The sequence below is a fragment of the Streptomyces sp. NPDC087859 genome, from assembly GCF_044742595.1.
GTDB classification, from domain to species: domain Bacteria; phylum Actinomycetota; class Actinomycetes; order Streptomycetales; family Streptomycetaceae; genus Streptomyces; species Streptomyces canus_F.
In genome coordinates this window covers 309,517-322,872 of sequence record NZ_JBIUUU010000008.1, presented here as the reverse complement: position 1 = coordinate 322,872, position 13,356 = coordinate 309,517, and the positions used below count along the sequence as shown (strand labels likewise).

The window sequence follows — 13,356 nt, the reverse complement described above, 5'->3', positions numbered from 1 at the left end:
TCACGGCTGGTCCCCCTTCACGGCCGGGCGGGACGGATCCGTGGACCACGCGGACCAGGAGCCGGGGAAGAGAGCGGCCTCGAAACCGGCGATCTCCAGCGCGGCGATCTGATGGGCCGCCGTGACACCGGAGCCGCAGTACACGCCGATCCGCGCGGCCGAAACCGCGCCCTTCTCCTCGAACCGCTTGCGCAGCTCGTCGGCGGGAAGGAACGTGCCGTCCGCCGCGAGGTTCTCCCCGGTCGGCGCGGACACTGCCCCCGGGATGTGCCCCGCCCGGGGGTCGACGGGCTCCACCTCGCCTCGGTAGCGCTCGGCGGCACGGGCGTCCAACAGCAGTCCGGTGGCGGCGAGTTCGGCGGCTCCGTCCGCGTCGGTGACCGGCAGCCCGCCCGGTTCCAGGAGGACGTCCCCGGGCTCGGGCTCGGCGGGGATCCCGGACTCCAGCGGCAGTCCGGCCGCCCGCCACGCGCCCAGTGCCCCGTCGAGCAGCGTCACCCGGGGGACTCCCGCGTGCCGCAGCAGCCACCAGGCCCGTGCCGCGGCGGTGTTGCCCAAGTCGTCGTGGACGACGACCGGTCGGTCCGATCGGATGCCCCACCTGCGAGCGGCGGCCTGGAGGGCGTCGAGCGGCGGCAGCGGATGCCGTCCGCCCTCCGGGCTCGGCGGTCCGGCCAACTCGCTGTCCAGGTCGACGTAGACCGCACCGGGGATGTGCCCCCGGGCGTAGTGGTCGCGGCCGTGCGGGTCGCCCAGGGCCCAGCGGACGTCGAGGACGACCGGAGGGTTATCGGAGTCCAGCAGGTCGCGCAGCTCGCTGACCGTGGTCGTGACGCTCATGCCGGTCCCTCCGCGATCGCGGGCAGCTCGGGGGACAGGCGCAGTCGCTCGAGGAAGAGCACGACGGTGGCGGCGGCCGTGCGGTGCAGCGCGTCGTTGAGGACGTCGTGGCGGCCGCCGTGGAAGGTCACCAGCCGCACGCCCGAGCCGGCGTAGGCCTCCCGTGCCGTCTCCAGAGGGCTCACCGTGTCGTCGGTGCCGTGCAGGGCCAGTACCGGGACGGTCACCCGGTCGAGGCGCGGGGCGGGCAGCCTAGGGTTCTCGGCGAGTGCCCCGCGTCGGAAGTCCGGGTCGGCGGCGAGGCGGCCCTGATGGGTGGGGCAGGCCGTGCGGGCCTCGACCTCCTCCTCCCAACTCCCGGACGTCCAGGGGGAGGTGGGCAGGCCCACGAGGATCAGCGCGTCGGCGTCCGCGGCCAGCTGGGCGGCGTAGTGGGCGCCGGTGTCCGAACCGACCACCACCATCGGACCCGGCAGCGACTCGTCGGCGAGCAGCTTGGCCGCCTCGTCGAGCACGGACGGATCGGCGGCCGGGTCACCGAGTGCGCGGACCCGGTAGGCGTCGAAGGCGAGTCGGCGGCCGAACCGCTCGTACACACCACCGTGCTCGCCCCGCCCGGACAGCACGATCAGCGTGCCGCGCGCGGCGAGACCTTCGGGTTCGTCCCAGGAGAAGGAAGAGGGCATGAGGGGATAACTCCCGTTCAGGGCAGCGGAAAAGCCAGGGGAAGAGCCATGGGAATGGGCAGGCCGGAACGGCTGTCACGTGTCAGCCGGAGGGGAAGCGCACAGCGTCAGAGGGCAGGCGCGGGCGCCCCGGGGCGATGAGCGGCAGAGGTCAGCGACAACGCGCGCTGCACGCCACGCCGAAGTCGATGACTCGGCGCTGCGTCAGAAGGGCAGCAGTAGCGGTCGCGTGCAACATGCGCTCATCATGACCGCCGGTGACCGAACACGTCCAACGATGATTCCGCATCGAAACCGATCAGGGATCGCGATCGATCGCGGTGAGCGGATACTGTCGCGGCATGTCCCGACCCGTCCTCGACATCGTGGCCCTGCGCAGTCTGACCGCGGTCGCCGACTGCGGAGGGTTCCACCGAGCCGCGCAGGCGCTCTCGCTCAGCCAGTCCGCGGTCAGCCAGCATGTCCGCAAGCTGGAGAAGACACTGGGCCGCCCGGTCGTCGAGCGGGAAGGGCGCGGCACCCGGTTCACGACCGAGGGCCGGCTGCTGCTGGAACAGGCGCGCCGCGTCCTCGCCGTCCACGACGAGGCCGTACGCACCCTGCTCGGTTCGGACGGCGACACCGTCACCGTGGGCTCCACCGAGCATGCCGCCGACCAGTTCCTGCCCCGGCTGACCGCCGCCGTCCAGGAGGTGCGCCCCGGCTGCCGGGTCCGCTTCCGCATCGACCGCTCCGCCCGGCTCGTCGAGGCCGTGGAGCGCGGGAGCGTCGACGTGGCGGTGTACGTCACCGAGGCGGCCGCCACCGAGGGCGTCTCCGTCGGTGGGCTCCCGCTCACCTGGCACGCGGTCCCCGGCTGGGAGCCGCCCACCGCTCCCGCCCCCGTCCCCTTGGTCGCCATCGAGGATCCGTGCGCGATCAGGCGCCGGGCCATCGCGACCCTCGCCGAGCACGGGGTGCCCGCCTCGGTCGTCGGCGACGCCGGCTATCTCGCGGGCGTCCTCGACATCGCCCGCACCGGCCAGGGCGTCGCCCTCCTCGCCGCGGTCGGCCCCGCTCCCGACGGCCTGACCCCGTACAACGGCCTGCCGCCCGTCCCCCCGATCCCCATGAGCGCCCTGGCCCGCCCGGGCGCGGACCCGGCGACCGTGGAGGCCGCCTTCAGCGCCGTACGGGATCTGCTGCGCCCGTGATGCCGTAGTCCCGCATCCCGCCCTCCAGCAGCGAAAACGCCTGGGCGGCGAGCCGGCGTACGTCGGCGGCGAGCGAGGCGGGGTCGTCGTCCGCCAGGACCCGCTCGCGCACATGCTCGATCAGGGCGCGGTGGACGCCGAACAGCGCATCCGCCACCACCCGGGCCGAGATGTCGCCGCCCAGCGTCTCGGCCAGGGCGTCGGCGCAGGTGGCGAGGGCGCGCTGCTCGCGGGAGCGAAGCGCCGGACTGTCCGCGATCAGCCCGTTGACCGTGCGGAGCTGGTCGAGCGCGTCGGCGTCCCCCGCCGCGACCCGTGCCAGCAGCCCCCCGGCGTCCAGGAGCCGCTTCCGGAAGGCGGCGAGGGCCGAGTCACCCGGCGCGCGGGTGCGGACGGCCTCGACGAGCCGCTCCCCGAAGGACTCGAAACGGGAGGAGAAGAGGTCCTCCTTGGTCGGGAAGTAGTTGAAGACCGTGGCCTCGGAGACCTGCGCGGCACGGGCGACCTCGGCGACGGTGACCCGGTCGAAGCCCCGCTCCGTGAACAGCCGCCAGGCGGTCTCGGCGATCCGGTCCCGCATCTGCCGCTTCTTCTGGGCCCGCAGGCTCAATGACCCCTCCTGCTTAGGGTGACCCTAATATTAGAGCTACCCTAGCATTCTGCGATCGTCCGACAGGCCATGACGCGTTCTTCAGGAGATGAGGAGCCGATGACGTCCCGCACCTACCTCAAACCACCCTGGATGCAACGGAACATCGGCAACCGCCTGGCGCCGATCTTCGGCAGGTCCGTCGTGTCCCGGCTGTCCGTGCGCGGGCGCCGGAGCGGACAGTGGCGCACGGTGCCCGTCGCGGTACTGGAGCACGAGGGGGAGCGGTACCTCGTCTCCTACCGCGGCCTCAGCGACTGGGCCCTCAATCTGCGGGCGGCGCCCGACTGCCGGCTGACCGTGCGCGGCCGTGCCGAGGAGATCACGACGGAGGAGGTGCCCGAGTCCGAGCGTCCGGCGCTGATGGCGGCGTACCGGAAGAAGTACGGAGGGATGCCGACGGTCTCCGACGTGCTCACCGCGCTCCCCGACCCCGCCGACCATCCGATCTTCCGCATCCGGGCCCGCGACTGAGGGGAATCAGCCGCCCAGCGTCCGCTCCAGCGCGCCCCGCTGCAGCGGCAGCACCTCGGCGTGCAGATCGCGGCCCTTGCGGGTCAGCGTCACCCACACACCGCGCCGGTCCTCCAGGCACACGGAACGCTCCACCAGGCCGTCCTTCTCCAGCCGGCCGATGAGCCGCGACAGCGCGCTCTGGCTGAGATGGACCCGGCCGACCAGGTTCTGCACCCGGCACAGGTCGCCCTCCGCGGGCGCCTCGGCCGCGAGGATGTCGAGCACCTCGAAGTCGCTCGCGCCCAGTCCGTGCGGGTGCAGCACCCGGTCGATCTCGCACATCGTGCGCGCGTGCGTCCCCAGGATGTCCCGCCACTGTTCCTCGAGCCGGGAGCCGGCCGCGTTCACTGCCATACACCGAATGTTAATGCGCTTGCATCGACATCCGGTCGGCGGGCGTGAGCGCTCAGCTGTCCTGGGTGATCCCGACCAGGTTGCCGTCCGCGTCCTTCACGGAGGCGATCAGCTTGCCGCCGCCGACGTCCGTGACGTCCTGGAGCAGTTCGGCGCCCGCGTCGAGCAGCGCGGCGAGCCGGGCCCGGATGTCGGTGACGTGCCAGTAGGGGACCGGGCCGGTCATGCCCCGGGAGTGACCGTTCGGGTCGAGGCCCACGTCCTGGCCGGCGTCCTTGAAGCCGACGTAGTAGGGCTCGTCGGCGTAGGGCTCGGTCTCCAGCAGCGCGCTGAACAGGGCCTTCGCCCGGGCGATGTCCTTGACGGGGTAGATGATGGTGTTCAGTCCTGCGGTCATCGGGATGCTCCTCCGTGGGTTCCTTCGTCGGTGGTTTCACCGTAGGACGGGGAGCGCGAGACGGCTTCTCCGATCCTGACCGCTTGCCGCGAGGCCGCGCCGGAAGGCCGGGCACGGGAACAGGTCCCCGTGTGAACGGTTCGCCCGCTGCGACAGCCCCGCCTCCTTGCCGCACGGACACGAAGGCGATCCGCACGCGCGGCACATGCGGCTCCGGACCGAAGCGCCGGGCGAGCACCGTCGCCGAGCTGACCGGGCGTCGCGTCCAGTCCGTCGGCGCCGACCCTGACGACCGGATGCACGCCGTCGCGGGAACTCACACGCCGAACCGCAGCGGGCGTTGGCCGAGGTCCTCGCACCCCGAGCCGATCCGCGCGCTCGTGCACAGCCGCGCCGAGCGGGCGGCGGCCCGCGCGTGCTCACCGCAACCTGCTGCTCGACGCGGGCTTCCAGGACGTAGAAGATGCGCGCCTTCGTGCTGACCGGGCCGCAGGCGTTCCCCTTGCTCATGGGCCTCGGCGGCGTCACAGACGAAGGGCGCGCCGTCGGCTGGAGGGCCGAGCAGCGCGCCCGGGCGAAGAAGGGCCGCTTGTTGGTCGCCGTACCGATGTTGGCGGCGACGGCGCCCGTCAGGTCGAGTCGCGTTTGACCAACTCGGTGGGCAGTATGACCGCGGCCGAGTCCTCGCCGCCGATCTGGGCCAGCAGCACCCGGACCATCTCGGCGCTGATGCGGTCATAGGGCTGCCGGATGGTGGTGAGCTGGGGACGGGCGGTGAGGGCGGCCGCCGAGTCGTCGAAGCCGCCGACCGAGACGTCCTCCGGAACCCGCCGTCCCGCCCGCTCCAGCGCTGCCAGCACCCCCTGCGCCATCAGGTCGGACGCGACGAACACCGCGTCCATGTCCGGGGCTTGGGCCAGCAGCCGTTCGGCGCCCGACTCACCGCTGGCCCGGCTGTAGTCCCCGGAGGTCACGAGCCGCTCGTCGATCTCGATGCCCGCTTCGGCGAGCACCTCCTTGTAGCCGGCGAGGCGGTCGACGCCGCCGGGGGAGTCCAGCGGACCGGTCACGACGCCGATGCGGCGACGGCCCAGCGACAGCAGATGGCGCACCATGTCGCGGGCGCCGTCCCGGTCGTCGGCGGCCACGTAACTCACCTTCGAGCCGGGACTCATGGGCTTGCCGCACTGGACCAGGGGTACCCCCGCCTCGTGCAGTTCCTTGGCGACCGGATCGGCGGAGTGACTGGACACCAGGAGCACTCCGTCGACGTGCCCCGCCGTGATGTACCGCGTGATGCGCCGCCGTTCGTCCTCGGTGCCGGCCAGCATCAGCAGCAGCGGGATGTCGTGCGAGGCCAGCGCCTGGGTGCAGGCCCGCAGCAGCACATTGAAGTTGGGGTCCTCGAAGAACCGCTCCTGCGGCTCGGTGAGCAGGAAGCCGACCGAGTCCGAGCGTCCGGTGATCAGTGAACGGGCGTGCCGGTTGACGACGTAACCCGTCTTGCGGATCGCGGCGTTGACCGCCTCCTGGGCGGCCGGGCTGACGTAGTGCCCGCCGTTGAGGACGCGCGAGACGGTACCCCGTGAGACCCCGGCCTCGCGGGCCACGTCGTGGATCGTCGGCGGTCGGCGCCGGCCCCCCGTATTGCTCATGGTCATGACTTTACGGCTCCGGAGAGCAGATCGAGGCTCCAGAACCGCTGGATGACCAGGAAGAGCGCGACGAGCGGGATGATCGCGAGGAACGCGCCGGTGATCACCAGTGTGTACAGGGCCGGGGAGTTGGCGCCCTGCTCCAGCAGCGTGTAAAGACCGAGGGTGATCGGGAACTTCTCGTCGTCGCTCAGCATGATGTACGGCAGCAGGAAGTTGTTCCAGATCGCCACGAACTGGAAGAGGAACACCGTCACCATGCCGGGCACCATCATCGGCAGCGCGACCCGGGTGAAGATCCGCCATTCGCTCGCGCCGTCCATCCGCCCAGCCTCGACCACGTCGGCGGGGACCGCGGCGGCGGCGTAGATGCGCGCGAGGTAGACGCCGTACGGCGACAGGACCTGCGGGAGCAGCACCGAGAGGTACGAGTCGGTGAGGTCCGCCTGGGCCATCAGCAGGTACTGCGGGACGGCGAGGATGATCGGCGGCATCAGCACGCCCGCGAGCAGGACGTTGAACATCGTCTCGCGGCCGCGGAAGCGGTAGGTCGCGAGCGCGTAGCCGCTGAACGCGGACACGACCGTCGACAGGAGGGCGCCCAGAACGGCGTAGAAGGCGGAGTTGGCCATCCACCCCCAGTAGACGCCGTCGCGGTAGGCGCTCAGGTCCTTGATGTTGTCGACGAAGCCCGAGCCCGGCAGGAACGTGAACGTGGAGAACAGCTCCGTGCCGGACTTGGTGGACGCGATCACCACCCACGCCACCGGCAGCAGCGTGTAGAGGGCGCCGATCAGCAGGGTCACGGTCGGGACGAGCGAGATCCGGCGGCGCAGCGGCGGTCCCTGGGCCGCGCCCGGCGTGGTGCCCGCGGCCGGTTCGGTCTTGCGGACGGCAAGAGAACTCATCGTGCTGCCTCCTGCTTCTGACGACGGTTCGCGGCCCGCAGGAACCCGAAGGACAGCAGCAGCGTGGCGAGCGCGATGATCACGGCCTGGGCGGCCGCCGCGTAGATGTCACCGGTGCCGAACGCGTCCCGGTACACCTTCATCAGCGGGCTCCAGGTCGTGGACACGGAGTTGGTGAGCGGCTTCAGCGTGGTCGGCTCGTTGAACACCTGGAGCGTGGCGATGATCGAGAAGAAGAAGGTCAGCACCAGCGAGGGCGCCACCATCGGGATCTTGATCCGCAGCGCGATCTGCGTCGGGGTGGCGCCGTCCAGCCTCGCCGCCTCGTACACCTCGGCCGGGATGGACCGCAGGGAGGTGTAGATGACGATCATGTTGAAGCCGGTGCCGCCCCACACCGCGATGTTCGACAGGGCGAGATACAGCGGACCGCCGTCCAGCAGGTCCGGCTGCGGCAGGCCCAGCTTCTCCAGCACGTAGTAGAAGGGGCTGACGTCCGGCAGGTACAGGAAGCCCCACAGCAGCGCCGCCACGACGCCGGGGATGGCGTACGGCAGGAAGATCGCGAGCCGGGTGAAGGGGGTGAACCGCACCTTGTCGGAGTCGAGCATCAGCGCGAACAGCAGGGCGAGGCCAAGCATCACCGGGACGACGATGCAGCCGTAGCCGAGGACGCGCAGCGCGCCGTTCAGCAGCTCGCTGTCGGTGAGGGCGTCCGTGTAGTTCTCCAGGCCGGCCCAGACCTCCGAGCGGGCGCCCTTGCCCAGGCCGAGCCCGGAGACGTGCACCTTGCGGAAGCTGAGCCACACCGCGTACCCGATGGGCAGCGCGAAGAACAGCGCGAAGAGGACCGTGGCGGGGATGAGGAAGGCGTACGGGGCCCCCTTGACCCCGTACGACTTCCGGCGTGCGCTCGTCACTCGGAGACCCCGAAGCCCTGCTTCTTGAGGTCGGCGACGGTGTCGTCCTGCATCGTGTCCAGGGCGGCGGTGAAGTCCGACTTGTTCTTGGCGGCGGCGCCGAACGCGTCCTTGAAGGTCGTGTAGGCGACGTTCACGTTCGGGCCCCAGGCCGAGGGCGCCGTGGTCTTGGCGATCTCGGAGGCCTTGGCGTAGAAGTCCGACTGGTTGGAGAAGTAGTCCGGCGGGGTGGTGAAGGCGCCGCTGGTCTGGGCGTTCGTGGCGGCCGGGTAGATGCCGCTCTCCTTGGCCAGGGCCTGCAGGGCGGCGTCGTCGGTGTTCAGCCAGGCGGCGAACTTCGCGGCGGCCGCCTGGTGCTTGGAGTCCGTGGTGACGGCGGTGGAGGAGCCGCCCCAGCTGCCGGTCTTGTTGTCGCCCGCGGTCCACTGGGGGAGCGGGGCCATGGCCCACTTGCCCTTGGTGTCGGGCGCGGCGGTGGTCAGGGTGCCCGGAGCCCACACGGCGGAGACCCAGGCGATCTGCTTGCCGGTGTTGAGCGCCTTGTTCCAGGCCGGGGTGTACATCGGCTGGTTGTCGATGGCGCCCTCCTTGACGAGACCGCCCCAGAAGTCGGCGACCTTCTTGGTGGCCGTGTCGTTGATGCCGACCTTCCACTTGTCGCCCTCGGTGGTCCACCACTGGGCGCCGGCCTGCTGGGCCAGGCCCGCGAAGAGGCCGGAGTCGTTGGCGGAGAACGTGGTGAGGTCGGTGTCCGAGGACTTCTTCTTCAGCGCGCGGGCCGTCTCGGCGAACTCGTCCCAGGTGGTCGGGACGGTCAGGCCGTACTTCTTGAAGAGGTCCTGGCGGTAGTAGAACATCATCGGGCCGATGTCCTGCGGGACCGCGTAGACGGCGTCCGTGCCCAGCGTGGTCTGCTGCCAGACACCGTCGGCGAACTTGCTCTTCGCGTCGCCCACGTTCTTCGATATGTCCGCGAGCGCGTCATTGCTGACCAGGGTCGGCAGCGCCTGGTACTCGGCCTGGACCAGGTCGGGAGCCTTGCCGGCCTTGTGCGCGGTGAGGATCTTGGTGATCAGCGTGTCGCCGGACGCCTGCTTCTTCACCGTGACGGTGATCTGGTCCTTCTTGCCCTGGCCCTTGTTCCAGAGGTCGACGACCTTGTCCATGCCGGGCGTCCAGGTCCAGTACGTCAGCGAGGCCGGCCCGGAGTCGGCCTCGCTGTCACCGTCGGACGAGCCACAGGCGGTGAGTGCGGTGGCGCCGAGGGCGACGGCGACGGTGGATGCTGCGATGCGACTGAGCCCGCTGCGCTTTGTGATGGGCACGGATCTCTCCCCTGACCTGGGTCCCCGCCTGCTGCGAGAACCTGCCATGCTTCTGTGAGCGTTCACAGTAGAGAAACATCCCGGACACTTGTCAATGGTTGTTGCTGTGCGGTTATGTTGGGCTCGCACCGCTGATCGACTGTGTGCACGTTCCCAAAAGATCGACCACAACGGGAGAAATCCATGCCGGAAGCCACCCCCAGGGGCCTCACCAGGCTCGCCTTCGGTGGGGACTACAACCCCGAGCAGTGGCCGGAAAGCGTCTGGCAGGAAGACGTCCGGCTGATGCGCGAGGCCGGCGTCACCATGGTGAGTGTCGGAATATTCTCCTGGGCGCTCCTGGAGCCCTCACGTGGGGTGTACGACTTCGGCTGGCTCGACCGCCTGATCGACCTGCTGGACTCGAACGGCATCCGCGTGGACCTCGGCACGCCCACCGTGGTGCCGCCGGTCTGGTTCTACCGGGCCCACCCCGACGCGCTGCCGGTGTCGCAGGAGGGCGTGCGCTACGAGTTCGGCTCGCGTGGCGCCATCTGTCACAGCAACGCCGACTACCGCGCGGCCGCCGCGAACATCACGACCCGGCTCGCCGAGCGCTACGGCGACCACCCGGCGCTGGCGATGTGGCACGTGCACAACGAGTACGGCGTCCCCGTCTCCGCCTGCTACTGCGACTCCTGCGCCGCCCACTTCCGCCGCTGGCTGGAGACGACGTACGAGACGGTCGAGGCCGTCAACGAGGCCTGGGGCACCGCGTTCTGGGGCCAGCGGTACGCGGACTTCGAGGACATCAACCCACCGCGCCTCGCCCCCACCGTCGGCAACCCGGCCCAGGCGCTGGACTACAAGCGCTTCGCCGACGCCACCATGCGCGAGAACTTCGTCATGGAGCGCGACATCCTGCACCGCCTCGCGCCCGGCGTCCCGGTGACGACCAACTTCATGACCGCCCTCAGCCAGTGCGACTCCGTCGACTACTGGGCCTGGGGCCGCGAGGTCGACATCGTCACCAACGACCACTACCTGATCACCGACGGCCGCCGCACCCACGTCAACCTCGCCATGGCCGCCGACCTCACCCGCTCGGTCGCCGGGGGAGCGCCCTGGATCCTCCTGGAGCACTCCACCTCGGGCGTCAACTGGCAGGCCCGCAACCCCGCCAAGGCCCCCGGCCAGATGGCCCGCAACTCCCTCGCCCACGTGGCGCGCGGCTCCGAGGGCGCCATGTTCTTCCAGTGGCGGCAGTCCCGGCGCGGCGCCGAGAAGTTCCACTCGGCGATGCTCCCGCACGGCGGCACCGACACGCGCGTGTGGCGTGAGGTCGTCGAACTCGGCGCGTCCCTCGACTCGTTGAGCACCCTGCGCGGCAGCCGCACCCAGGCCGACGTGGCCGTCCTGTGGGACTGGCACTCCTGGTGGGCGCAGAACCTCGCCTGGCGACCCAGCGAGGACCACGACCCGCGCGAGCGCGCCGACGCCTTCTACGAGGCGCTCTACGACCGGCACCTCACCGTCGACTTCGCCCATCCGGAAGCCGACTTGTCGAGGTATCCCCTTGTCGTCGTGCCCGCCCTCTACCTGATGACGGAGGCGGCCGGGAAGAACCTCGAGGAGTACGTGGAGAACGGCGGCACTCTCGTCGTCTCCTTCTTCTCCGGCATCGTCGACGAGCACGACGCCGTGCACGAGGGCGCCTACCCCGGCGCGCTGCGGGACGTCCTCGGCCTGACGGTCGAGGAGTTCTCACCGCTGCTCCAGGGCGAGAACGTGCGCATCACCGGACCCGACGGCTCCGAGCTCAGCGGCGACGTGTGGACCGAGTTCGTGGTGCCGCGCGGCGCGGAGACGGTGTGGACGTACGCCGAAGGCCTCACCGAGGGGCGGCCGGCGGTCACCCGCCACCGCCTCGGCCGGGGCACCGCCTGGTACGTCTCCACCCGCCTCGGCGCGGAGGGCCTCGACGCGCTGCTCGGCTGGGCGATCGAGGACGCCCAGGTCGCGTCGCGTGTCGACCTGCCCCGGGACGTCGAACTCGTGCGCCGCGCCGGCGAGTCGGGGACGTACCTCTTCGCGATCAACCACACCGCTTCGGACGCCAAGGTGCCGCTGGAGGTCTCCGGCACCGAGCTGCTGACCGGTGAACGTGCCGCCGGCCGCCTCGAGGTCCCCGCGGGTGGCGTCCGGGTCGTACGACTCGACGGCTGAGCCGGGGCCGCACCGGCCGAACCGACTCCCCTCCGCCCGTGCGAGCCGCTCGTGCCGCGGGCGGAGGGGCCCTTCGCCGGCCCCGGCGAGGGAATCCCCAACCCCATTTTTGTCGAAGGGACGACGGACGAAGATGTTCCATCCCAGACGCACTCTCCGGGCCCTGCTCCTCCCGCTCACCGCGGGGCTCGCCCTCACGGCCCTGCCCGCGCAGACCGCCCAGGCGGCCGGCACGCTCACCAACGGCGGTTTCGAAGCGGACGGCGCGGGCTCGGCAGCCCCGACCGGCTGGTCCGAGTACGGTTCGACCGGCGCCTCGTACTCCGAGTCCGGTGGCCACGGCGGCAGTTACCGCCTCAGCCACTACGCGTCCTCCGCCTACAAGGTGGAGACGTACCAGTACCTGTCCGGGCTGACCAACGGGAACTACACCCTCACCGCCTGGGTCCGCTCCGGCGGCGGGCAGAACTCCGCGTACATCTCGCTGAAGAACTGCGGCAGTTCCGAGCAGCGCACCAACCTGCCCGTCTCGGCCAGCGGCTGGATACGCGTCGTCACCTCCATCGCGGTGACGAACAACCAGTGCACGATCAGCATCAACTCCGATGCCAACGCGGGCAACTGGATCAACGTCGACGACCTGACCTTCGCGTCGGGCTCGACCGGCACGTCCATCAAGGGCTCGGACGTCTCCTCGCTCGCCAAGAGCGAGGCCCTCGGCGGTACGTACAGGACCAGCTCCGGCACGAACGGTGACGCGCTCGCGATCCTGAAGTCCGCCGGACAGAACTACGCCCGCGTCAAGGTCTGGGTGAGCCCGAAGGACGGCTACAACACCAAGACGCAGGTCCTGGCGCTCGCCAAGCGCATCAAGGCGCAGGGCATGAAGCTGCTGGTCGACTTCCACTACTCGGACACCTGGGCCGACCCGGGTGCGCAGACCGTGCCGTCCGCGTGGTCGGGGCACAGCTACAGCCAGCTCAAGACGGACGTCTACAACCACACGTACGACGTCCTCAACGCGCTGAAGGCGCAGGGCACCACGGCCGACATGGTCCAGGTGGGCAACGAGATCAACGGCGGCATGCTGTGGAGCGCGGGCTCCACCTCCAACTGGTCGCAGCTCGCCGGTCTGCTCAACTCCGGCTACGACGCGGTCAAGGCGGTCAGCTCCTCCACCCAGGTGGCGCTGCACCTCGCCAAGGGCGGTGACCTGACCGGCACCCGCTGGTGGTTCGACAACGCGGTCTCCAACGGCGTGAAGTTCGATGTCATCGGCCTTTCCTACTACGGCTACTGGCACGGTTCGCTCGCCGACTTCCAGACGACCCTGGACGACGCGGCGTCCCGTTACGGCAAGCCGGTCTTCGTCGCCGAGACGGCCTACCCCTTCCGTCTGGACAGCGACGACTCCTTCGAGAACATCATCGACCTCTCCAGCGAACTGGTCTCCGGCTACCCGGCCACGACGGCCGGCCAGACCCGGTGGATGAACGACGTCGCCGGCATCGTGGAGGCCGTCCCGAACGGCCGCGGCCTCGGCGTCTTTTACTGGGAGTCGACCTGGACCGCGGTCACCGGCAACGGCTGGGACCCGACCGACAGCACATCCGGCAACGGCTGGGAGAACCAGGCGCTGTTCGACTACGACAACAAGGCGCTCCCGGCGATGGCGTGGTTCAGCCACCGGTAGTTCCGTCCTGACAGG

Annotated in this window: 13 protein-coding genes; 4 read left to right on the top strand and 9 right to left on the bottom strand. The window is 70.4% G+C overall.

All coding sequences use genetic code 11. The features are described 5' to 3' along the window. Positions 1 to 840, bottom strand: coding sequence for a sulfurtransferase (locus tag ACIOHP_RS21625; RefSeq protein WP_401889735.1), 840 nt, complete (start codon positions 838 to 840; stop codon positions 1 to 3). Further along, positions 837 to 1,526, bottom strand: coding sequence for an alpha/beta hydrolase (locus tag ACIOHP_RS21620; protein WP_401889733.1), 690 nt, complete (start codon positions 1,524 to 1,526; stop codon positions 837 to 839). The genes ACIOHP_RS21625 and ACIOHP_RS21620 overlap by 4 nt, the downstream gene beginning before the upstream one ends. A 341-nt stretch (positions 1,527 to 1,867) precedes the next feature. Between ACIOHP_RS21620 and ACIOHP_RS21615 the strand changes: the two genes are divergently transcribed. Beyond that, positions 1,868 to 2,719, top strand: coding sequence for a LysR family transcriptional regulator (locus ACIOHP_RS21615; RefSeq protein WP_401889730.1), 852 nt, complete (start codon positions 1,868 to 1,870; stop codon positions 2,717 to 2,719). Here ACIOHP_RS21615 and ACIOHP_RS21610 read toward each other — a convergent pair. Further along, on the bottom strand, positions 2,688 to 3,329 hold the full coding sequence (locus ACIOHP_RS21610) for a TetR family transcriptional regulator (RefSeq protein WP_401889727.1): 642 nt from the start codon (positions 3,327 to 3,329) through the stop codon (positions 2,688 to 2,690). The two genes, ACIOHP_RS21615 and ACIOHP_RS21610, sit on opposite strands and share 32 nt — an antisense overlap. Before the next feature lie 99 nt (positions 3,330 to 3,428). Between ACIOHP_RS21610 and ACIOHP_RS21605 the strand changes: the two genes are divergently transcribed. Beyond that, the gene (locus ACIOHP_RS21605; RefSeq protein WP_401889725.1) at positions 3,429 to 3,842 is read left to right on the top strand and encodes a nitroreductase family deazaflavin-dependent oxidoreductase; all 414 of its coding nucleotides are present in this window, start codon (positions 3,429 to 3,431) and stop codon (positions 3,840 to 3,842) included. A 6-nt stretch (positions 3,843 to 3,848) separates the two neighbouring features. Here the strand turns inward: ACIOHP_RS21605 and ACIOHP_RS21600 are convergent, their stop codons facing one another. The 6 genes from ACIOHP_RS21600 to ACIOHP_RS21575 all read right to left on the bottom strand — a co-directional run bounded on the left by ACIOHP_RS21600 (position 3,849) and on the right by ACIOHP_RS21575 (position 9,443). Next, positions 3,849 to 4,238 carry a MarR family transcriptional regulator gene (locus ACIOHP_RS21600; RefSeq protein ID WP_361544060.1) on the bottom strand — a complete coding sequence of 130 codons (390 nt, stop codon included), beginning with the start codon at positions 4,236 to 4,238 and terminating at the stop codon, positions 3,849 to 3,851. Between the two features lie 52 nt (positions 4,239 to 4,290). Further along, complete coding sequence (locus ACIOHP_RS21595; protein ID WP_171140046.1) at positions 4,291 to 4,635, bottom strand: VOC family protein; 345 nt, start codon at positions 4,633 to 4,635, stop codon at positions 4,291 to 4,293. A 629-nt stretch (positions 4,636 to 5,264) separates the two neighbouring features. Next, on the bottom strand, positions 5,265 to 6,296 hold the full coding sequence (locus ACIOHP_RS21590) for a LacI family DNA-binding transcriptional regulator (protein WP_361544066.1): 1,032 nt from the start codon (positions 6,294 to 6,296) through the stop codon (positions 5,265 to 5,267). After that, positions 6,293 to 7,198, bottom strand: a complete 906-nt coding sequence (locus ACIOHP_RS21585) for a carbohydrate ABC transporter permease (protein WP_401889721.1) — start codon at positions 7,196 to 7,198, stop codon at positions 6,293 to 6,295. The genes ACIOHP_RS21590 and ACIOHP_RS21585 overlap by 4 nt, the downstream gene beginning before the upstream one ends. Beyond that, positions 7,195 to 8,118: a sugar ABC transporter permease gene (locus ACIOHP_RS21580; RefSeq protein ID WP_361544069.1), complete on the bottom strand. Its 924-nt coding sequence runs from the start codon at positions 8,116 to 8,118 to the stop codon at positions 7,195 to 7,197. The genes ACIOHP_RS21585 and ACIOHP_RS21580 overlap by 4 nt, the downstream gene beginning before the upstream one ends. Next, positions 8,115 to 9,443 (bottom strand): extracellular solute-binding protein, encoded by a 1,329-nt coding sequence (locus ACIOHP_RS21575; RefSeq protein WP_361489186.1) that lies wholly within the window; start codon positions 9,441 to 9,443, stop codon positions 8,115 to 8,117. The genes ACIOHP_RS21580 and ACIOHP_RS21575 overlap by 4 nt, the downstream gene beginning before the upstream one ends. 183 nt (positions 9,444 to 9,626) lie before the next feature. On the opposite strand from ACIOHP_RS21575, the gene ACIOHP_RS21570 reads away from it, so the two are divergent. Both ACIOHP_RS21570 and ACIOHP_RS21565 read left to right on the top strand, forming a co-directional pair. Then, positions 9,627 to 11,648 carry a beta-galactosidase gene (locus tag ACIOHP_RS21570; protein ID WP_401889717.1) on the top strand — a complete coding sequence of 674 codons (2,022 nt, stop codon included), beginning with the start codon at positions 9,627 to 9,629 and terminating at the stop codon, positions 11,646 to 11,648. Positions 11,649 to 11,781: 133 nt separating this feature from the next. Beyond that, positions 11,782 to 13,341, top strand: coding sequence for a glycosyl hydrolase 53 family protein (locus ACIOHP_RS21565; RefSeq protein WP_401889714.1), 1,560 nt, complete (start codon positions 11,782 to 11,784; stop codon positions 13,339 to 13,341). The last annotated feature ends 15 nt before the right edge of the window (positions 13,342 to 13,356 follow it).